Below are 19,832 nucleotides of genomic sequence, written 5' to 3'. Positions count from 1 at the left end.
GCATCGGGACGCGGGCCTTCGCCTGCGCTAATAGACGAAGGGCATGACCCAGAGCCCGCCCGAACAGATGAACCGCCCCGCCGACGCGATCATTGATCCCGATCAGGCATGGCGCGCGGTCATGGCCCGCGACCGGGCTCATGACGGCCGCTTTGTCACAGGCGTGCTGAGCACAGGCATCTATTGCCGGCCGAGCTGCGCCGCCCGCCATCCGGCGCGGGCCAATGTGCGCTTCTTTGCCGATGGTGCGGCGGCGCGGGGAGCGGGGCTGCGGCCCTGCAAACGCTGCCTGCCCGATGATGTCGCGCGGGACGAGGCGGCTGTGGCCAAGGCGATCGACCTGCTGTCGCAGGAAGAACCGCCCCGGCTGGAGGCGCTGGCCGCCGCTGTCGGTTATGCTCCCCATCATTTCCACCGCCTGTTCAAACGCGCGACGGGCGTTACGCCGGGTGCCTGGGTCCGTGCGCTGAGGGGCGAGCGGGCGCAGGCGGTTCTGGCCGAAGGAGGCCGGGTGACCGACGCCATTTATGACGCGGGCTATTCCGGGCCCAGTCGTTTCTACGCAGAGGCCGGTGCCCGCATGGGCATGACCCCGAGTGCCTGGCGGGATGGCGGCGCGGGCGTCACCATCCGCTGGGCCACCGCACAAACCCACCTCGGCACCATGCTGCTCGCCGCCACGGCCAAGGGCATTTGCCGCCTGTCGTTTGACGAGGGCGAGGCCGAGCTCGCGGCCCGCTTTCCCAAGGCCCGGCTCGAAGCGGGCGGGGAGGGCATGGCCGACCTGCTCGCCGCCGCTGTCGCCGCGGTCGACCGGCCGGGGCGTATGGCGAGCCTGCCGCTCGATGTCGCCGGCACCGCCTTCCAGCAGGCGGTGTGGGCCGAGCTGATGCGCATCCCTCCCGGCGAAACGCGCAGCTATGCGCAGATCGCCGCCGCCGTCGGCCGGCCCGGCGCGGTGCGCGCGGCGGGCAGTGCCAATGGCGCCAACCCGGTCGCCGTCCTCATCCCCTGCCACCGAGTCGTCCGCAGCGACGGCAGCCTGGGCGGCTATGCCTGGGGGCTGGACCGCAAGCAGGCGCTGCTGGCTCGCGAATCTGACAGCTTGCCCTGACGGCCGGCTCTGCCATTCTCCCCCGCAACAGAGAGAGAAACGCGGAGGAGAGATGATCATGCGAGCCATCCCCGAAGGTGCCCCCGACAATCTCGGCGCGGCCTTTGCCCATATCAACGCGGTCACCGCGCCGACCATCACCGATTTCAAGGTGATGGTGCTGGTCGAGGCGGCCGGACAGACGCTCTATGATGTCAGCGCCGAGGGCACCGACCATGCGGGCGTCAAGGCGCTGCTCAAGGACAATGGCGTCGAGGAAATGAAGCACGCCCGGCGCGTGTCAGAGGTGATCAGGCTCCTTTCCGGCGAAGATTTCCCGCCGCCGGCGCGGGAAGACAACCCCTATCTCACCGGCCATATCCCGGTCGCGACATTGACCCCCGAGGGGCTGCGCAAGACGGCAGAGAGCGAGTTCAACGGCGACCAGCTCTATGCCACATGGGCCGCGACGATCGACCATCCGGAAGCCGCCGCCCTGCTCAGGCAAAATGGCGTCGAGGAAAGCGACCATGGCAACCGCCTGTTGCAAGCGGCGGCGCTGCTCGAGGGGTGAAGTTCCTCTCCCGCTGGCGAGAGAGGACAGGAGAGCTTGGCGCGCAGCGCCTGGCGGACCTTGATGAGGGTGGGGAGCGCCGCCGTCCCGTTCATGGTTTTGCGCCAATGCCGTGACAGCCACCCTCATCCAGCTTCGCCTAACGCCGCTGCGCTGCGTAAGGCTGCGCATCCTTCCCCCATCCAGGGGGAAGGAAAGAAAGGCGTGCAAAAAAGGCAGAGTCGCGGCCATGGCGCGATGGTCTCACAAGTGGGGCCATGTAGGAAAGCGGAATTTGATCCACTTTTGTTCTTTTTCTCTTCACTCTCCAAAAGCCGCTGTATCCCCGGCTTGACCGGGGACCCATGGTCTGGTGCTTCCGCGCGGCTTGTCGCCTGACGGTGAGGGCGGTGGGTGCAAGATGATCTCACACAAAGACACAAAGCCACAAAGACTTGTTCGCGCAGAGGCGCGGAGGAGGGCGGTGCTGTGGCGGCAGACGCAGGTCCTCCCCCTTGGGGGAGGGGGACCAGCGAAGCTGGTGGAGGGGCATTTTGGGCTGGGCGCGGCGGTTGAGACTTGAAGATGACTTGCGCCGAGTGGCCAAGGTGGGCGGGGGAACCTCTATTGCACGAAATCAACACAATCCAAATTAAAGGTTGCGATATAGAATTTAACTAGCATCATGCAGCAGATCGAGTTTTATGTAAATAAGGCCTTCAAACAGATGCAGAGTCCCCAGCCTAGTCAAGCCTTCTTTGCAATCCGAATTGGTCAAGGCTCTGACTATAAAGGATTTTCGTTTGGAACTGATTTGGAAGGGATTAAATCCTGGGCGAAAAGCCCAGCGAAGCATGGCGAGCTGGAAACTCCACCAGCTACGCCGACCGAAATTGCCCCTTCAACAGAGCATCAGTTGGCTGAACTAATGTCTCGAGCCGCCGATATGGCTTTGGGACTGTCTGAGCTTATACTCGCACTTAGCAGTGTGGCAAGCGCACTAACAGATGTCGTCACTCGTTCGGAGATAGTAAAGCCAATTGAAGAATCCTCGCCACTGATCGAGGAGGGTGATGACTATAAAATTTACTCAATAACTCAAGATCGCTTGATAAAGGTAAGATCAGAACACCGCAGATTGAACAGAATGGATCGTGGTTTCGAGGTTATACCTACATCAGTTCTTTTAACTATAGTGGCAACGTTTGATTCAATTACCGCGGACATTGTTAGGACAATGTTAGGTAAAAATCCAGAGCGATTCGTAAGTCTGGAAAAAACTGTAAAAATAGCAGATATATTGGGAAATGAATCATTTGAAGATTTTAAATCGAGAATTGTAGATGATGAAGTTTATGCTTTTTCGAGAGGTAGTCACGAATCACAAGTCCAGTCAATTGAGCGTTGGTTTGATATAAAAATATCGGAGTCCTGGGAAAGGTGGGGAGATTTTATAGAAATTTTTGAAAGAAGAAATTTGATTGCTCACGGTGAAAAGTTATACACACAAAGATATGTTTCCATTTGTTCGAAAAACAAGGTACGTGATTGCGCGTCCCGCTTGGGCGATAAGATTCAAATTGACAGATCGTATTTGACGAAGTCATTGTCTATATTGACAGAGTTCTCAATTTTAATGATTTTTTCAATTTGGAGGAAGCAATTTCCCGAACAGCAAAAACATGCTTTCGATACGATAAATGAAGTATGCTATCGATTCATATCGCAAGCACGCTATTCTGTACCCGTAAAGATAATTGAATACGTTACAGGGCTAAAAAATACCGATGTTGATCAGGCGACAATTCTGATGATGAAGGTAAATCTTGCTAGTTCATACCGGCACATGGATAAAGTTGATGAGTGCAATGAGGTTTTAAATTCTGTGGATTGGTCAGCTGTATCAGACAGGTACGGAATATGTGTCGCCGCACTAAGGGAGGATATTGACCTAGTATGCGATCTCTTTGCGCCGGTCGTAAGTTCAGGTAAAATGGAGAAAAATGATTTTAGAGAGTGGCCCGTATTTGATTTTATTAGAAACAATGATAAATTTCAAGAAAAATTCTTAAATGTCTTCAATGAGCCATTGTTTGAGGCTGTCGTTGATTCTTCCAGTATTAGTGAGTAATTGCAATTTAATTGCTCATACGGCATTTTTATGAAATGCTATATATAGATTAGAATTTGAGCATTCGGTGAACTCATAATTCAAACAAAACTGTACGGATCAACATCCACCGCGACCCGCACCTTCGCCGGCCACTCACACGCCCCCAGCCACTCCCGCATCACCTTTTGCAGCGGGAAGTTGCGGGCGGCGTGGACCAGCAACCGGTGCCGGTGCCTGCCCCTGAGCATTGCCAGCGGGGCGGGGACGGGGCCCCACACTTCCATGTCGGGGCTGTCGGGGGCGGCGGCGCCTATGGCCTTGGCGGCGCGTTCGGCGGCGACGGCGTCCTCGCTGGAGATGATGATCGCGGCGAGGCGGCCATAGGGGGGCATGCGCGCGTCTTTGCGGGCCTCGGTCTCGGCGGCGTAGAAGGCGGCGCTGTCTCCGGCGATCAGCGCGGCCATGACGGGGGCTTCGGGCTGGCGGGTCTGGATCAGCACTTCGCCGGGCTTGTCACCACGTCCGGCGCGTCCGGCGACCTGGGCGATTTGCTGGAAGCTGCGTTCACTGGCGCGCAAATCCCCGCCTGACAGGCCGATGTCGGCATCGATCACCCCGACGAGGGTGAGGTTGGGGAAGTGATAGCCCTTGGTCACCAGCTGGGTGCCGATGACGATGTCGATCATCCCGGCCTCCATATGCTCGACGAACTCCGCCGCGCGGGCCGGGCTCCATAGCGTGTCGCTGGTGACGATGGCGGTGCGCGCCTCTGGCCAGCGGGCCTTGACCTCGTCCGCCACCCGCTCGACGCCGGGGCCACAGGCGACCAAAGTATCCTCATTCTGGCATTCGGGGCAGAGGCGCGGCGGCGGCATGACATGGCCGCAATGGTGGCACGACAGGCGGCGGGCGAGGCGGTGCTCGACCATCCAGGCGGTGCAATTGGGGCATTCGATGCGGTGGCCGCAGGTGCGGCACAGGGTGAGCGGGGCATAGCCGCGCCGGTTTAGGAAGAGGAGCGATTGCTCGCCGCGTTCGAGCCGCTCGCTGAGCTCGGCGACGAGCGGCGGGCTGATCCACGCGCCGCGATCAGGCGGGTCGTTGCGCAGGTCGATGGCGCGGATGGCAGGCAGGGTCGCGCCGCCAAAGCGGGCGGGGAGCTGTATCTCCCGATAGCGCCCGGCCTCGACCTGTGCCCGGCTTTCGATGGCCGGGGTGGCGCTGGCGAGGATGATGGGCACATCGGCGAATTTGGCGCGCATCACCGCAACATCGCGGGCGTGGTAATGGACGCCATCCTCCTGCTTGAAGCTTGCCTCATGCGCCTCATCCACCACAATCAGGCCGAGGTTGGCGTAAGGGAGGAAGAGGGCGGAGCGCGCGCCGATGGTGACCAGCGCCTCACCCGAAGCGATGGCCCGCCAGTTGGCGCGGCGCTCGGTCTGCCTGAGGCCCGAGTGCCAGGCGACGGGGGCGCAGCCGAAGCGCGCCTCGAACCGGCGCAGCATCGGCTCGGTCAGGGCGATTTCGGGGAGGAGGATGACGCTCTGTTTGCCCTGGCGGATGGCCTCCGCCACGGCCTCGAAATAGACTTCGGTCTTGCCCGATCCGGTGACGCCATCGAGCAGAAAGGGCTGGAAGCCGGCGTTGATCGCGCTGCGGAAGGTGGCCGAGGCCGCCGCCTGTTCCTCGCTGAGCGCGGGCGGGGCGAAGGCGGGATCGGGGAGGGGCGGCGGCACGTCGGGCGAGAGGGCGATGGCTTCAAGCGCGCCCGCCTTGATCAGGCCGCGCAGCACCGCCTCGCTCGCGCCGCTCATGTCGGCGAGGTCACGCAGGCTGCCCTGCCGCTCACCGATTTTCTCCAGCGCCTCGCTGCGTTGCGGGGTCATGCGCGGCGGGGTGGTGCCGGTGGCGCGATATTCGATGATCGGGCGGCCGCCATCGCGCAGCGCGACGCCCGGCACCACCATGCGCAGCACCGCGCCGGCGGGGGCGAGATAATAGTCCGCGGTCCATTCGATCAGCCGGCGCAGCTCGAGTGGGAGCGGCGGCATGGGGTAGGTGCCAAAGATGGGCCGCAGGCGGTTGTCGCCGACGCTCTCCGCCGCCATCGCCGCGCTCTCACTGCCCTCATCCCAGACGCAGCCGAGCATGCGGCGGGGCCCGAGCGGCACCTCAACGAGGGTGCCGGGCGGCGCCTCGATGCCCGGATCAAGCCGGTAATCGAGCGGTCCGAGGGCGGTGTTGGTGAGGAGGACGCGGATACGGGCCATGCTGCGCGGAACCATAGGGGAACAGGCGCGGGCTGGCGAGGGGGGATGGCGTGGCATTTGCCTCACCCCGGCCTGCGCGCTACGGGTGGGCCATGCGGGAGAAAGAGCTGCGCCTTGCCCTGGTTTGCTACGGCGGCATCAGCCTCGCCGTCTACATGCATGGCGTGACCAAGGAGATTTGGCGGCTGGCACGGGCGAGCCGGGCCCAGCATGACGGGGCGTCGCCGTCCGAAGGCGTCGAGGCGGTCTATCGCGAGCTGCTGGCGCTGATCGAGAGCCGGACCGATGCCCGCTTGCGGGTGATGGCCGATATTATCGCCGGGGCGTCTGCGGGCGGGATCAACGGCATCTTCCTCGCCCGGGCGATCACCACCGGGGAATCGCTCGATCCGCTGACCGACCTGTGGCTCGAACGCGCCGATGTCGAGGTGCTGCTTGATCCCGATGCGCGGCCGCTCTCCCGCTTCACCAAATTCTGGGCGGTGCCGATCGCCTGGCTGGTGATGCGCACCCGGCGCAACGCGATTGATTCAACCGTGGAGCGCGGGGCCCGACCAGAAGTGCGGCGCAAGCTGTCCAACTTTGTCCGCGCGCGCTGGTTCGCGCCGCCCTTTGGTGGAGAAGTCTTCTCTGGCCTGTTGCTCGATGCCTTTGACGCGATGGCGGCAGGACCCAAGGGCGAACCGCTGGTGCCGCCGGGGCAGCCGGTGGACCTCATGGTCACGGTCACCGATTTCGCCGGCTATGCCGAAGTGATGCGGCTCAACAGCCCGGCTCAGGTGAAGGAGACCGAGCACCGGCTGATCTTTGCCTTTCGCCATGCACCGGGGCGGGCGCATGACATGGCGGATGTGTCGGGCCTGACCTTTGCCGCGCGGGCGACGGCGAGCTTTCCCGGCGCCTTTCCTGCTTTTACGGCGACGGAACTGGATGCTGTGCTGAAACAGCGCGGGCGGGCTTGGCCTCAGCGGGAAACTTTTTTGGCCAGGCAATTGTCGGCGGACATGCCCGGGGAAGCGCAACATCGCATTCTTGTTGATGGCTCTGTTCTCGCCAATGCGCCATTCCGTCCGGCCATGGCCGCCCTGCGCGAGCGCCCGGCGCGACGCGAGGTGGACCGGCGCTTTGTCTATATCGACCCCAAGCCGGGCAGGCGTGCCATCTCTCTGGGACGCCGCGGCGTAAACCCGGATGGCAGCCCGGAGCTGCCCGGCTTTTTCGGTGCTATCCTCAAGACCATGTCGGACATTCCCCGCGCTCAACCGATCCGCGACAATGTCGAGGCACTCGAAGCCATGTCGCAGCGTATCCGCCGGATGCGTCACATCATCACGGCGATGCAACCTGAGGTGGAAGCGCGGATCGAGGCGGCGCTGGGCTATAGCTTTTTCCTCGATTCACCGACCGCGGCGCGATTGGCTGGTTGGCGGGCAACCGCGCAGGCGCGGGCGAGGCAGGAAGCCGGTTATGGCTATGTCGCCTATGACCATCTGAAATTGTCGCTCATCGTCGAGGAACTGGCGCGGGTCGTATCGGATGTGCTGGGCCTGACCGATGATGGTGCGCGGCTGCACTGGCGCAACCGCCTCTGGGACGAGGTCCGCGCTGGCGGCCTCGACCGGATCGGCAGCGGCAAGGGTGGCGAGAATGAGGCGCTGATCGCGTTCCTGCGGGGGCACGACCTGGGCTTTCGCATCCGCCGCTTGCGGCATCTGGTGCGCAGGCTCGACGAGGTGGCGGGGAGCGATCAGGGTGTGCCGCCGGACGCCAGCGAAGCCATGCGCAATGCCATTTATGAGGCGCTTGGTCCCTATCTGGACCGGGAATCCCGGGATTTTTATTCCGGACTGCTTGCCACTGACGTTGATGCGCCTCAGCCTGGTCAGCTCATTGAACGTGTCGCCGCGCGCCGCGCACTGATGATGGTCGATCAGGCAGCAGATGAACGCATCGCCGAGGGCTTGGCCCAACTGCCCAAAGCGGCGCGACGGGCGATGCTGCACAGTTATCTCGGCTTTCCCTTTTTTGACGCGGCGACACTGCCGCTGTTGCAGGGCGAAGGGCAGGGCGAATTTGACCCGATCAAGATTGACCGCATATCGCCCGATGATGCCGGTGCCATTCGCAAGGGCGGGGCGGAGGCAACGCTGAAGGGCATACAGTTCAATGCCTTTGGTGCCTTTTTCAGCCGGACGTTCCGGGAGAATGATTATTTGTGGGGTCGACTCCATGCCGCCGAACGGCTGATCGACATTGCTGCCAGCACCGCGCCGGAAGGCCGGGGATTGGATGCCGGGGAGGTCGAGCGGCTGCGAAAGGCCGCCTTCCTCGCCATCCTCGAAGAGGAGGCCCCGCGTCTGACCACCGTGACAGACCTGATTGCCGAGCTCAGGGCACAACTGAACAATAGCGAGGTGACGGCGGCGACGGGGACAAACTGATCTGCATCAATGCGGCAGGCCGCGCGACCGGCCATGGCTGCCAGTGCGAAGCGGGGGCTCACGCATTGGATACAGGATTGCTCTCCCATGCTTACGCTCAAGTCATTGCGTTTTTCGCACCTGTTGCTCGCGCTTGGTGCAACCGCCGCTTATATCACCGGTGAGGCTGGTGGCGGCATTCACAAGCTGATTGGCTACGGTGTCGCCACTGTTCTGACTGTCCGCCTGGTGCTGTCTCTGACCGGCGGCGTGTTTGGCCTTTCCCGCTGGCTTCCCCGGCTTCAGGCCCCGGCCAGCCAGCGCGGGCTGAAGCACCCGGCAATCAGTCGGGTGCTGGTACTGGCCATTCTGACCTGCACCGCCGGAGCCGCCACGACCGGCGTCATGATGGATCAGGGCCAGGCCCTTGCCAATCCGCAGTTCACGTTGGGTGACGGCGAAGAGGGTGAACATGACGATGACCGGGAAGAGGGTGAAGCACTGCGTCCCGCAATGCCGCAGCCACAGCCACAGCCAGTAATGACCGCCGGATTTGCCTATCATGGCCAAACGGATGATGAAGGCGAAGAGGGCGAGGAAGGCGAGGAAGGCCCGCTCGGTGAGCTGCACGAACTGTTCGCCAAGCTGCTGCTGCCGCTGGTTGGCGTGCATGTCGCTTATCTGGTGTTGTTCCGCCTGTCATTGGCGCAGTTCATGCTGTTCTGGCCACGGCGCAAGGGATCGGCCTGACCAAGCCGCCAGGTCCCGTCAGGCCTGAGCCGGGCGGGACCAATCGGCAGGTATCAATCGGTCAGATCGTCCCACATATCCTTGAGTTTATCGAAAAACCCGCGCGACTGCGGGCATTCTTCGCCTGTTTCGGTCTCCCTGAACGCTTCAAGCAGCTCACGCTGCTTGGCGGTCAGGCGGGTCGGTGTCTCGACCGCCAGCTCTATGACCAGATCGCCCATGCCGCGACCGTTGAGCACCGGCATGCCAGCGCCACGCATGCGCAATTGCTTGCCCGACTGGATGCCGGCGGGGATGCGGAATTCATGCTCCACCCGGTCAAGCCCCGGCACCTTCACGGTGCCGCCCAGAGCCGCCGTGGTAAAACTGATCGGCACCTCGGCGAACAGGGTGGTGCCTTCACGGCTGAACACGCTGTGCCGTTTGACGTGGAGGAAGATGTAAAGGTCGCCCGCAGGTGCACCGCGCGCTCCGGCTTCCCCTTCGCCTGACAGGCGGATCCGCGTGCCTTCGTCCACACCTTTGGGAATGGTGACGGTCAGCGTCTTTTTCTTGTCGACCCGGCCCTGGCCATGACAGGCGTCGCACGGATCGGCGATGACCTCTCCCGCGCCATGACAGGCGGGGCAGGTGCGTTCGACCATGAAGAAACCCTGTTGCGCACGGACCTTGCCATGGCCCGAACAGGTGCCGCAACGCTTGGCATGGGTACCCGGCTTGGCCCCGGTGCCGCCACAGGGGCCACAGGCAACCGCCACTTCGACGGCAATGTCGACGCTCTTGCCGTGAAAGGCGTCGTCGAGGGAGATCTCCATGTCGTAGCGCAGGTCCGCACCCCGCGCGGGGCCGCGCTGACGCCCCTGTCCGCCGCCAAAGCCCTGGCCAAAAATGGTCTCGAAAATGTCGCCGATGTCGGCAAAGTCGCCACCACCAAAGCCGCCGCCGCCACCGCCGGCGGCGCCGTTGCGAAACGCGTCCTTGCCGAACCGGTCATAGGCGGCCCGCTTTTGCGGATCTTTCAGGCAGTCATAGGCTTCGTTGATTGCCTTGAAGCGTGCCTCGCTGTCTTTGCATCCCGGATTTTTGTCCGGGTGATATTTCATCGCCAGCTTGCGATAGGCGGATTTGAGTGTCGCCTCATCCGCCGTGCGCTCGACTTCGAGCAGTTCGTAAAAGTCGATATCGACCGACATAGATTACCCCGCCGGAATGCGTCGCCCCGGACCTGATCCGGGGCCACTGTCATGCCAGAGCGCTGTGTCGGGCTCCGGGGACAGCAGCCCTGGCTCGCGGGCCGGGGCGACGTTCATCCTTACTTCTTGTCGTCTTCGACTTCGGAGAATTCGGCATCGACGACATTGTCGTCCGTCGGCTGGGCAGCTTCCGCCGCTTCGCCGCCAGCAGACGCCGCCTGCTCCTTTTCATAAATGGCCTGACCAAGCTTCATCGCGACATTGGCAAGTGCGGTCGACTTGTCCTTCATCGCCTCGACATCGCCGCCTTCGACGGCGGTCTTGGCTTCCGCGATAGCGGCTTCGATCTCGCCCTTGAGCGCACCATCGACCTTGTCACCATGTTCGGCCAGCTGGCGTTCGGTGGTGTGGATCAGGCTTTCGGCGTTGTTCTTGGCTTCAGCCGCTTCCTTGCGCTTCTTGTCTTCTTCGGCAAAGCGCTCGGCGTCCTTGACCATCTGTTCGATGTCGGCGTCGCTGAGGCCGCCCGAGGCCTGAATGCGGATCTGCTGTTCCTTGCCGGTGCCCTTGTCCTTTGCGCTGACGCTGACGAGACCGTTGGCGTCAATGTCAAAGGTCACCTCGATCTGCGGCACGCCGCGCGGAGCGGGCGGAATGCCGACGAGGTCGAACTGGCCGAGCAGCTTGTTGTCCGCCGCCATTTCACGCTCGCCCTGGAAGACGCGGATCGTCACGGCCTGCTGATTGTCGTCAGCGGTCGAGTAGGTCTGGGCCTTCTTGGTCGGGATGGTCGTGTTACGGTCGATCATGCGGGTGAACACGCCACCCAGCGTTTCGATGCCGAGCGACAGCGGGGTCACGTCGAGAAGCAGGACATCCTTGACGTCGCCCTGGAGAACGCCGGCCTGAATGGCCGCGCCAATGGCAACGACTTCGTCCGGGTTGACGCCGGTGTGCGGTTCCTTGCCAAAGAACTGTTTCACGACATCGCGCACCTTGGGCATGCGGGTCATGCCGCCGACCATGACGACTTCGTCGATCTGCTCATTCTTGAGGCCCGCGTCGGTCATCGCCTTCTTGAGCGGTTCAAGCGTGCGCTTGATCAGGTCATCAACCAGCTTTTCAAGGTCGGCGCGGCTGATGGTTTCGACGAGGTGCAGCGGCGTGGTCGCGCCACCTTCCATGCGGGCGGTGATGAACGGCAGGTTGACCTCGGTGGTCTGGGCACTCGACAGCTCGATCTTCGCCTTTTCCGAGGCTTCCTTGAGCCGCTGCAAAGCGAGCTTGTCGCTGCGCAGGTCAATGCCTTCCTTGGTCTTGAACTTGTCGGCAAGGTAATCGACGAGCTTGGTGTCAAAATCCTCACCGCCGAGGAAGGTGTCGCCGTTGGTTGACTTCACCTCGAACACGCCGTCACCGACTTCGAGGATCGAGATGTCAAAGGTGCCGCCGCCAAGGTCATAGACGGCGATCGTCTTGTTCTCGCTCTTGTCGAGACCATAAGCCAGCGCAGCCGCAGTCGGCTCGTTGATTATGCGCAGCACTTCGAGCCCGGCGATCTGACCGGCGTCCTTGGTTGCCTGACGCTGGGCGTCGTTGAAATAGGCGGGGACGGTAATGACCGCCTGGGTCACGGTCTCGCCCAGATAGGCTTCAGCCGTTTCCTTCATCTTTTGCAGGATGAAGGCCGAAATCTGCGATGGGCTGTAGTCGGTTCCGCCTGCGGTCACCCATGCGTCGCCATTGCCGCCACGGGCGATGGTGTAGGGGACCAATTCCATGTCCTTCTTGGTCATGGGGTCGTCATAGCGGCGGCCGATGAGGCGCTTCACCGCATAGATGGTGCCGTCCGGATTGGTCACGGCCTGACGCTTGGCGGGCTGGCCGATCAGGCGCTCCCCGTCCTTGCTGAAGGCGACCACCGAGGGGGTCGTGCGCGCGCCTTCCGCATTTTCAATCACCTTGGGGCTGCCGCCCTCCATCACCGCGACACAGCTGTTGGTCGTGCCCAGGTCGATGCCGATTACTTTTGCCATACTGCCCTCTGACGCCTCTTATTCAACGCAGGTTGTTGTCTATAGCGGGGGCGAGCCATCCGCCGGACATATCCGGCGTTGGCGCATCCCCCCGATGCTTGAAGCGGCATATAGGTAGGCATTTCGCTGCGACAAGCGGTTGGCATGCAGCAAATGCATCGTTAGGTATCTGATGCACGGCAGGCGCGATGGCGCCAAGCCCCGACCAGAGCCAGATGGAGCCTTGTATGACTGTTCGCCACCGCACTTTCCGCCCTGCCATTGCCTTGGCAGCCCTGTCTGCGCTGATGGTTGCCGGCTGTGGCGGGCAGGCGGAAAAGGCGGCCGAGGAATCGGCTGCGGCCGAAGCGCCCGCCGCGACCGGAGAGCTGGCGGTAAAGGACGCCCGCTTGCGGCTCAACCCCAACGCTTCCGCGCCATCTGCAGCCTATTTCGTGCTGACCGGCGGCGCGAGCGATGACAGTCTTGTTTCGGCCAGTTCGCCCGATGCCGCGCGAACCGAAATGCATGAAAGCAAGATGGAAGGCGGCATGATGACGATGGCCGCGATTTCTTCTGTCCCGGTCGCAGCAGGCGGGACGGTCGAGTTCCGCCAGGGCGGCAAGCACATCATGCTTTACGAGATCAGCGAGGCAGCGCGCACAGCGGGCAAGATCAAGCTGGTACTGACTTTTGCCAGTGGTGCGACGCTTGAAGCCGAAGCAGTCGTTGCTCCTGACAGCGAAGAGGCCGGCGAGCATGACGACGGTGGTGCCGCCGAGCATGAAGGCCATTGATGCCGTCAGCCGCGACCGCATCCGGCGCGTCGCGCGGCCTGACCGGGACTGAACGGGCACTCGCCCGTTCGGTCTTCGGCGATGCCATTGATTATGACGCGGTGGAGATACGCAACCGCAAATGGGCCTTTTTCCAGCCTTCGCGGGTGGTGATGGCGCCGATGGGGCATCTCCATTTCAATCCTGGCGGCGGACTCTATTGTGATGATTTCTGCGAAGCGCCGATCAATTTGCAGGCTCTGTTCATCCATGAAATGACGCATGTCTGGCAGGCCCAGACGCGCGGGCGCTGGTTCCTGGTGCTGATGCGCTGGCCGACCGACCGGTACAGCTATACGCTCAAACCGGGCTGGCCGCTGGAGCGGTACGGGCTGGAACAACAGGCAGAAATTGTCCGGCACTATTTCCTGCTGAGCCGGGGCCATGCCGTGCCGGGTGCGCCTCCGATCGAGAGCTACCGATCCATCTTGCCGTTCGTGCCGGCCTGATCAACAGATGTGGACTCGCGCCGACATTTGCGCGATGCCTGACTGATCTGATGGGGGCAGACGATGGAAGAGATACTCGACACATTCCGTTCCTCGACCTGGGGCTGGCTGCGGGGGACGCTGGCCGGCTGGGGCACCTTGTTGCTGTGCCTTGCCGGGGTGGGTTTCCTGATCATCCTCACCGTCTGGGTGCGTAACCTTGGCATCACCTATGAACTGACGGCTGACCGGCTGGTGCTGCGCAAGGGCATTTTCGTCAAAAGTGTCGACGAGATTGAACTGTACCGGGTCAAGGATGTCCGGCTCGATTTCACGTTGATCAACCAGATGGCCGGCATCGGCACCATCACCATCGACAGCAGCGACGAGACGACCCGCGAGGCGCCGCTGGTGATGCACCATATCGCCGACGCTGCGGCGCGCCGTGAGCGGCTCCGCGCGCTGGTCGACACCGCCCGGCAAAAGCGGCGGGTGCGCGAAGTCGACTTTACCGGAGATCCCTTGTAGTAAAGGGATTTTGTTGGGGACTATTCATTTTTTAGTCCACATTGGTTGAAAATATCGATTTTATACTTTTGCAAAGAAGTGCGTGGCACATAGGTTGCATGAACGCCCCCTTGCATCATCCCTTGCATGGTTCGACCGGACCGGTCGAGCCAGCCGAAGCCGCTATCGGGCGGCTGATTGTCGCCACGGCCGCCTTTGAGGCCAAGCTGACCCTGTTGATGCGTGTGCTGGACCCGGCGGCCAATCCCCGGCTGATGCCCTCACAAAAGATCAGGGCGATCCTTGACCTGTTGTCGGCCAAGCAGTCCAGTGGGTTGCAGCAACGGCAGCAGGGGCGGGTAGCGATCATATTGGCCGAAGCGGACAAGCTGCTCGCGCTGCGCCGTGAATGCGCGCACAGCACCGCCACCCAGCTGGAGATTGACGGTGAAACCCACTGGCTTTTGCGCAACGCCCAGACAGCCAGCGATCCGCTGGACCGCTGTGTCCTGGTCAGCAAGGCACAGATGGCGGCGGCGACCGGCCGGATCAAGCAGCTGACGCATCAGCTGGGACAGATCCTCAACCCGCCTTTGCCACGCCCACCAGCGCCGGACGCAACAGCCGGTCCTTGATCATGTAACCGGACTGGATTTCCTGGATGACCGTGCCCGGCGCAGCGTCGGTGCTGGGAATTTCCATCATCGCCTGATGCAAATTGGGGTCGAGCGGCTGGCCGACTGAATCAATGCGTGTGATGCCATTGCGCTCGAACACGGCTGACAGCTCGCGCCCGGTGGCTTCAAGGCCGGTTACCAGCCCCTTCCACGCCTCATCCTCGCGCGCAGCCGCAGGAATGGCATCGAGCGCGCGGCCGATATTGTCGGCCACCGACAATATGTCGCGGGCGAATTTTGTCGCAGAATAGGCGTGGGCATCCGCCACTTCCTTTTCCGCGCGACGGCGGACATTCTGTACTTCCGCCTTGGCGTAGAGTGTTTCCTGCTGAGCGTTGGCCAGCTGCTCCTCCAGCGCGGCGATGCGGGCCGCGCTTTCGTCAGCGGCTTCCTGCACCGCTTCGGCGGCGGCTTCATTGGCGATGTCATTGGCTTCGTTCACGCGGGGAGTTTCGCTTTCTTCAGCAGTCATTGGTTTCAATCTCGTTCGGCAATTTGTGTCCGCCCAGCCAGTGTCAACGCATCAGCCGGGACAAGGTTTGCGCGGTGAAATCCACCATTGGCACGATCCGCGCATAGTTCAACCGAGTCGGGCCGATGACACCGACAACGCCGATCACCCGGCCGTCGCTGCCCCGCCAGGGCGCGGCAATCACCGACGAACCGGACAGGGCGAACAGCTTGTTCTCGGAGCCGATGAAGATGCGGGTCGATGCACCCTCTCCGGCCGAAGCCAGCAATTGGGAAATGTCTTCCTTGGTTTCAAGCTCATCGAGCAATTGGCGGACACGATCTATGTCACCGCGCGCATTTTCATCGATCAGATTGGCTTGTCCGCGCACGATCAGCACCGGCCGTTCGCTGTGGTCGGCGCTCCATATCGCCAGCCCCGCCTCGACCAGCCGCGCCGCCGCCCGGTCCATCGCCAGTTGCTGGCTGGCGATCTCCGCCCGCATCCGCGCCTGCGCTTCGGCGAGCGTCAGGCCGGAGAGGGTGGCGGTGATGTAATTGCCCGCCTCGACCAGCATCGACGGAGTCAGGCCTGCCGGTACGTCAATCACGCGATTTTCGATGCTGCCATCCATCGCCACGAGCACCACCAAGGCCTGCCGATCTGACAGGGGGGCAAAGGCAACCTGTTTCAGTACCCGCTCATGCCCCGGCACCATGACGAGCCCGGCACAGGCCGACAGGCCAGACAGGGCAGCGGTGGCATTGGCCAGCGCGGTTTCGACCGGGCCGTTGGTACCAGCGCCCGACAGGCTCGCCTCTATCTGCGCGCGATCCTCGGCGCTTGGTTCGGCGACCTGCATCATGCCGTCGACGAACAGCCTAAGCCCCAATTCGGTCGGCACGCGGCCCGCACTGGTATGCGGCGCGGCGAGCAGGCCAGCCTCTTCCAGATCCTGCATGACATTGCGGATCGAGGCCGGTGACAGGTTGAGCGTCGAGCGGCGCGAAATGGTGCGAGATCCCACCGGCTGGCCGTCATCAATATAGGCCTCGACCACCAGCTGGAAGATCGAGCGGGCGCGATCATTGAGGTCATTGATCGGCATGGGCATCATGGATGCAGATGTAGCGCAATTCATGACAGGCTCAAGAGTCGTCAACAGGCTGTTGGTCGCCAAGAGGGTGGCGGTTGATGCCGCCACCAGCATGATGCAAGCTACCCAGATGAAGCGGTCCAACCTTTTGGCTTTAGCCCTTGTCCTAATTGTTGCGATCGGCACGGCAGTTGGTGCCGCGCTGTCCAAGCCTCCCGACCAGTTTGAGAGGGCATGGGTGCGGGTGGTATATGACCATGGCCAGCCCGAGCGTTTCGGACATTGTCCGCTTATGGTCGACGTGGGGTTGCGCAAGAACGGGGTCCTGTTCGTCAATTGGTCTGCGATGGGCCGTTTGGTCAACCATTGCCTGCCATTGGATATGGCCGTGCCAAACAGGGATGGAACAGCAGACAAGTCTTTCATCTCGACGATGATCGCGAGCCAGAAGTTGCGTATCAGTCCTGCGCGTGCGGCACGGGCAATGGCCAAGATGTACCGGCTTGGCTGGCAGCCACCAGCAAAGGCGCCCAAGCGGGGCTTGCCCCTTCGTCCCCACTCTTGTCCGCCTTTGTCCGATTCCCAAAGCCCGCTGGACGTGCAAGTCTTTCCCGTGGGAGCCGGCGTCGCGTCCCATGAGTCCCGGTGTTTCCAGCCGACGGAAGCGTCTATCCGCGACATGCGGGCTCTGCTGGATGAGCTGGGGCTCGCCATTCCCGCGGACGCAAGGGTGCATCCCTTCAGGCGCCTATACGTCCTGCAGCCGTAATCCGGATTTCTCCGTGCAATTGGGTGAGTGCCCCGCTATCGCGCCTCGCAGTCGCCAACATCAGGCTATCAGGAGAATCCCACATGCGCCCATCCGGCCGCGCGGCAGACGCCATGCGCACCATCAGTGTCGAAACCAACTTCACCAAGCATGCCGAAGGCAGCGTGCTGATCGGTTTTGGCGATACCAAGGTGCTGGTCACCGCCAGCATCGAGGAAAAGGTGCCCGGTTGGATGCGCAACACCGGCAAGGGCTGGGTGACGGCGGAATATGGCATGCTGCCCCGCGCCACCCACACCCGCGGCAGCCGTGAAGCGGCCAAGGGCAAGCAGTCGGGTCGCACGCAGGAAATTCAGCGTTTGATCGGCCGCAGCCTGCGCGCCGTCTGCGACATGAAGAAGCTGGGCGAGCGCCAGATCGTTCTCGACTGCGATGTCATCCAGGCCGACGGCGGCACCCGCACCGCCTCCATCTCGGGCGCATGGATTGCCCTGCGCCTCGCCATCGATGGCTTGCTGGCACAAAAACTGATCACCGAAGACCCGTTGTTCCAGCAGATCGCCGGCATCAGCTGTGGCATTTACGAAGGCACGCCTGTGCTCGACCTTGATTATATCGAGGACAGCAATGCCGAAGCCGACGCAAACTTCGTCCTGCTTGGCGACGGTCGTCTCGCCGAAGTGCAGGCGACCGCAGAGGGCGCGCCCTATGACGAGGAGCAACTGCTGCGCCTATTGCGCCTTGCCCGCATCGGCTGCGACGAAATCTTCGCAGCGCAGCGGAAGGCGACGGGGCGCTGAACCCCTCATCCAGCCCTCTCCCTTGGGGAGAGGGCTTTGATGGCTGAGATTGGAACATCCATGACCCGCAAACTGACCCCCGGCAAACTCGTCCTCGCCAGCCATAACAAGGGCAAGCTCAAGGAAATCCGCGCGCTGGTCGAACCCTATGGCATGGAAGCGATCAGCGCGGCTGACCTCGGCCTGCCCGAGCCCGAGGAGACCGGGACCACCTTTGCCGAGAACGCCCTCATAAAGGCGCGCAGTGCGGCGGCGAGTGGCTATGTCGCCCTGTCTGACGACAGCGGCTTGCAGGTCGCGGCACTTGGCGGACGCCCCGGCGTCTATACCGCCGACTGGGCCGAGCGGCAGTGGTTCGAGGGGGAAGCCGGCCGCGACTGGTATATGGCGATGGGCAAGGTTGAGGGGATGCTCGCCGAAATGGGGCCTGATGTCGATCGCAGCGCGCGGTTCGTCTGCACGCTGGCGCTGGTCTGGCCGGATGGCGAAGAGCTGGTCGTCGAGGGCGAAGTGCAGGGCAGCCTCACCTGGCCGCCACGCGGGGCGCTCGGTTTCGGCTATGATCCGGTGTTTGTTGCCAAGGGCATGGATCAGACCTTCGCCGAAATCGACCCGGAGCATAAACATGCCATCAGCCACCGGGCGGACGCATTCGCCAAGTTGGTGAAGGCGGTGTTCTGAGGCGTGAGCGCGCCTATCGCCCTCTACATCCACTGGCCGTTTTGCGTCAGCAAATGCCCCTATTGCGACTTTAACAGTCATGTGCGGGAGAGTGTTGATCAGGCGCAGTGGCGCGATGCGCTGCTGGCGGACATGGCGCATGAGGCGGGGCTAACCGCGGGGCGGCGGGTCAGCTCGATCTTCTTTGGTGGCGGGACGCCCAGCCTGATGCCGCCCGCGACGGTGGCCGCGCTGATCGAGGCGGCGGAGCGGCATTGGGGGCTGACGGCTGAGTGCGAAATCACGCTGGAGGCCAATCCCAATTCGGTTGAGGTCGCCAATTTCGCCGCACTGGCAAGCGCCGGGGTCAACCGTGTTTCGATAGGAATACAGGCACTTGACGACGAAACCTTGCGCTTCTTTGGAAGAGCGCACAGTGTCGATGAAGGGTTGGCGGCGATTGCTGCGGCACAAGCACATTTCGCCCGGGTCAGCTTTGATCTGATCACTGCCCGGCCGGGGCAGAGCCTAGCCGAGTGGCAGGCCGAACTGGCCCGCGCGCTGGCCTTTGGCACCGATCACCTGTCGCTCTACCAGCTGACCATCGAGCCTGGCACGCGGTTCAAGACGCTGTTCGACCGGGGCGAAATCATCCTGCCCGACGAGGACCTGTCTGCCGACCTGTTCGCCGCGACGGCGGAACAGACGGCGGCGGCAGGACTGCCCGCCTATGAGATCAGCAATCATGCGCGGGTTGGGCAGGAGAGCCGCCACAATCTCACCTATTGGCGCTCTGGCGACTATGTCGGCATAGGGCCGGGGGCGCATGGCCGAAGGAATGGCATCGCGACCGAACGGCACAAGAAGCCCGAGAATTGGCTCGCCGCCATTGCCGGACAGGGGCATGGCATCAAGGCGGAGCGCCACCTGACGCCCGAAACCCGCGCTACCGAGGCGTTGCTGATGGGGCTGCGCCTGCGCGAAGGCGTTGACCTTGACCATGTCGCGGCGCTGAGCGGTGTCGCCCGTGACAGGCTGGTCGATGAGGCGGCAGTGCGGCGGCTGGCTGGACATGGCCTGTTGAGCCTGACCGGTCCGCGCCTCGCCGTCCTGCCCGCCGGCATGTTGCTGCTCGATGCGATCCTGCCCGAGGTTGTCGCTCTCGGCTGAGGGGGATTCCCACCGGGGCCGGCTGAGC

The 19,832-nt window shown here is 62.6% G+C and carries 18 protein-coding genes; 13 read left to right on the top strand and 5 right to left on the bottom strand.

All coding sequences use genetic code 11. From position 1 onward, the window contains the following. The first annotated feature begins 43 nt into the window (after nucleotides 1–43). The 3 genes from ada (at nucleotide 44) to GV829_RS13170 (ending at nucleotide 3,777) form a co-directional block, all read left to right on the top strand. Nucleotides 44–1,114: a bifunctional DNA-binding transcriptional regulator/O6-methylguanine-DNA methyltransferase Ada gene (gene ada / locus GV829_RS13180; protein ID WP_246202888.1), complete on the top strand. Its 1,071-nt coding sequence runs from the start codon at nucleotides 44–46 to the stop codon at nucleotides 1,112–1,114. A 58-nt stretch (nucleotides 1,115–1,172) separates the two neighbouring features. Next, nucleotides 1,173–1,667 carry a hypothetical protein gene (locus GV829_RS13175; protein ID WP_169947361.1) on the top strand — a complete coding sequence of 165 codons (495 nt, stop codon included), beginning with the start codon at nucleotides 1,173–1,175 and terminating at the stop codon, nucleotides 1,665–1,667. A 664-nt stretch (nucleotides 1,668–2,331) separates the two neighbouring features. Continuing rightward, entirely contained in the window at nucleotides 2,332–3,777 is a 1,446-nt protein-coding gene (locus GV829_RS13170; protein WP_169947359.1) for a hypothetical protein, read from the top strand. Between the two features lie 80 nt (nucleotides 3,778–3,857). Here GV829_RS13170 and GV829_RS13165 read toward each other — a convergent pair whose 3' ends face one another. Then, complete coding sequence (locus GV829_RS13165) at nucleotides 3,858–6,032, bottom strand: primosomal protein N' (RefSeq protein WP_169948367.1); 2,175 nt, start codon at nucleotides 6,030–6,032, stop codon at nucleotides 3,858–3,860. A 92-nt stretch (nucleotides 6,033–6,124) separates the two neighbouring features. Between GV829_RS13165 and GV829_RS13160 the strand changes: the two genes are divergently transcribed. Together GV829_RS13160 and GV829_RS13155 are read left to right on the top strand one after the other, a co-directional pair. Further along, nucleotides 6,125–8,473, top strand: a complete 2,349-nt coding sequence (locus GV829_RS13160) for a patatin-like protein (RefSeq protein ID WP_169947357.1) — start codon at nucleotides 6,125–6,127, stop codon at nucleotides 8,471–8,473. Nucleotides 8,474–8,560: 87 nt separating this feature from the next. After that, nucleotides 8,561–9,202 carry a cytochrome b/b6 domain-containing protein gene (locus GV829_RS13155; RefSeq protein ID WP_169947355.1) on the top strand — a complete coding sequence of 214 codons (642 nt, stop codon included), beginning with the start codon at nucleotides 8,561–8,563 and terminating at the stop codon, nucleotides 9,200–9,202. A gap of 53 nt (nucleotides 9,203–9,255) precedes the next feature. Here GV829_RS13155 and dnaJ read toward each other — a convergent pair whose 3' ends face one another. Beyond that, nucleotides 9,256–10,395, bottom strand: a complete 1,140-nt coding sequence (gene dnaJ, locus GV829_RS13150; protein WP_169947353.1) for a molecular chaperone DnaJ — start codon at nucleotides 10,393–10,395, stop codon at nucleotides 9,256–9,258. A gap of 119 nt (nucleotides 10,396–10,514) precedes the next feature. Next, nucleotides 10,515–12,431, bottom strand: coding sequence for a molecular chaperone DnaK (dnaK, locus tag GV829_RS13145; protein ID WP_169947351.1), 1,917 nt, complete (start codon nucleotides 12,429–12,431; stop codon nucleotides 10,515–10,517). A gap of 227 nt (nucleotides 12,432–12,658) precedes the next feature. Here dnaK and GV829_RS13140 point away from each other — a divergent pair, with 227 nt between their 5' ends. The 4 genes from GV829_RS13140 to GV829_RS13125 all read left to right on the top strand — a co-directional run bounded on the left by GV829_RS13140 (nucleotide 12,659) and on the right by GV829_RS13125 (nucleotide 14,816). Next, nucleotides 12,659–13,207 carry a copper chaperone PCu(A)C gene (locus GV829_RS13140; protein WP_169947349.1) on the top strand — a complete coding sequence of 183 codons (549 nt, stop codon included), beginning with the start codon at nucleotides 12,659–12,661 and terminating at the stop codon, nucleotides 13,205–13,207. Continuing rightward, nucleotides 13,207–13,695, top strand: coding sequence for a vgr related protein (locus GV829_RS13135; RefSeq protein ID WP_169947347.1), 489 nt, complete (start codon nucleotides 13,207–13,209; stop codon nucleotides 13,693–13,695). The genes GV829_RS13140 and GV829_RS13135 overlap by 1 nt, the downstream gene beginning before the upstream one ends. Nucleotides 13,696–13,758: 63 nt before the next feature. Further along, nucleotides 13,759–14,202 carry a PH domain-containing protein gene (locus GV829_RS13130; RefSeq protein ID WP_169947345.1) on the top strand — a complete coding sequence of 148 codons (444 nt, stop codon included), beginning with the start codon at nucleotides 13,759–13,761 and terminating at the stop codon, nucleotides 14,200–14,202. A gap of 98 nt (nucleotides 14,203–14,300) precedes the next feature. Then, complete coding sequence (locus GV829_RS13125) at nucleotides 14,301–14,816, top strand: hypothetical protein (RefSeq protein WP_169947343.1); 516 nt, start codon at nucleotides 14,301–14,303, stop codon at nucleotides 14,814–14,816. Here GV829_RS13125 and grpE read toward each other — a convergent pair. Both grpE and hrcA read right to left on the bottom strand, forming a co-directional pair. Continuing rightward, nucleotides 14,764–15,330 (bottom strand): nucleotide exchange factor GrpE, encoded by a 567-nt coding sequence (grpE, locus tag GV829_RS13120; RefSeq protein ID WP_169947341.1) that lies wholly within the window; start codon nucleotides 15,328–15,330, stop codon nucleotides 14,764–14,766. The genes GV829_RS13125 and grpE overlap by 53 nt on opposite strands. Before the next feature lie 43 nt (nucleotides 15,331–15,373). Next, entirely contained in the window at nucleotides 15,374–16,426 is a 1,053-nt protein-coding gene (hrcA, locus tag GV829_RS13115; protein WP_169947339.1) for a heat-inducible transcriptional repressor HrcA, read from the bottom strand. Here hrcA and GV829_RS13110 point away from each other — a divergent pair. The 4 genes from GV829_RS13110 (at nucleotide 16,416) to hemW (ending at nucleotide 19,804) form a co-directional block, all read left to right on the top strand. Continuing rightward, nucleotides 16,416–17,174 (top strand): hypothetical protein, encoded by a 759-nt coding sequence (locus GV829_RS13110; RefSeq protein WP_169947337.1) that lies wholly within the window; start codon nucleotides 16,416–16,418, stop codon nucleotides 17,172–17,174. The genes hrcA and GV829_RS13110 overlap by 11 nt on opposite strands. An 83-nt stretch (nucleotides 17,175–17,257) precedes the next feature. Then, nucleotides 17,258–17,974, top strand: a complete 717-nt coding sequence (gene rph / locus GV829_RS13105) for a ribonuclease PH (RefSeq protein WP_169947335.1) — start codon at nucleotides 17,258–17,260, stop codon at nucleotides 17,972–17,974. 60 nt (nucleotides 17,975–18,034) lie between these two features. Then, on the top strand, nucleotides 18,035–18,655 hold the full coding sequence (gene rdgB, locus GV829_RS13100) for an RdgB/HAM1 family non-canonical purine NTP pyrophosphatase (protein WP_169947334.1): 621 nt from the start codon (nucleotides 18,035–18,037) through the stop codon (nucleotides 18,653–18,655). Between the two features lie 3 nt (nucleotides 18,656–18,658). Then, a complete protein-coding gene (gene hemW / locus GV829_RS13095) occupies nucleotides 18,659–19,804 on the top strand; it encodes a radical SAM family heme chaperone HemW (RefSeq protein WP_169947332.1) in 1,146 nt (381 codons plus the stop codon). Nucleotides 19,805–19,832: the final 28 nt, after the last annotated feature.

Origin of the sequence: Sphingomonas lacunae (assembly GCF_012979535.1) — a bacterium.
GTDB classification, from domain to species: Bacteria; Pseudomonadota; Alphaproteobacteria; order Sphingomonadales; family Sphingomonadaceae; genus Sphingopyxis; species Sphingopyxis lacunae.
The sequence above is the reverse complement of the archived record's forward strand: the minus strand, read 5'-3'. Positions and strand labels throughout refer to the sequence as shown.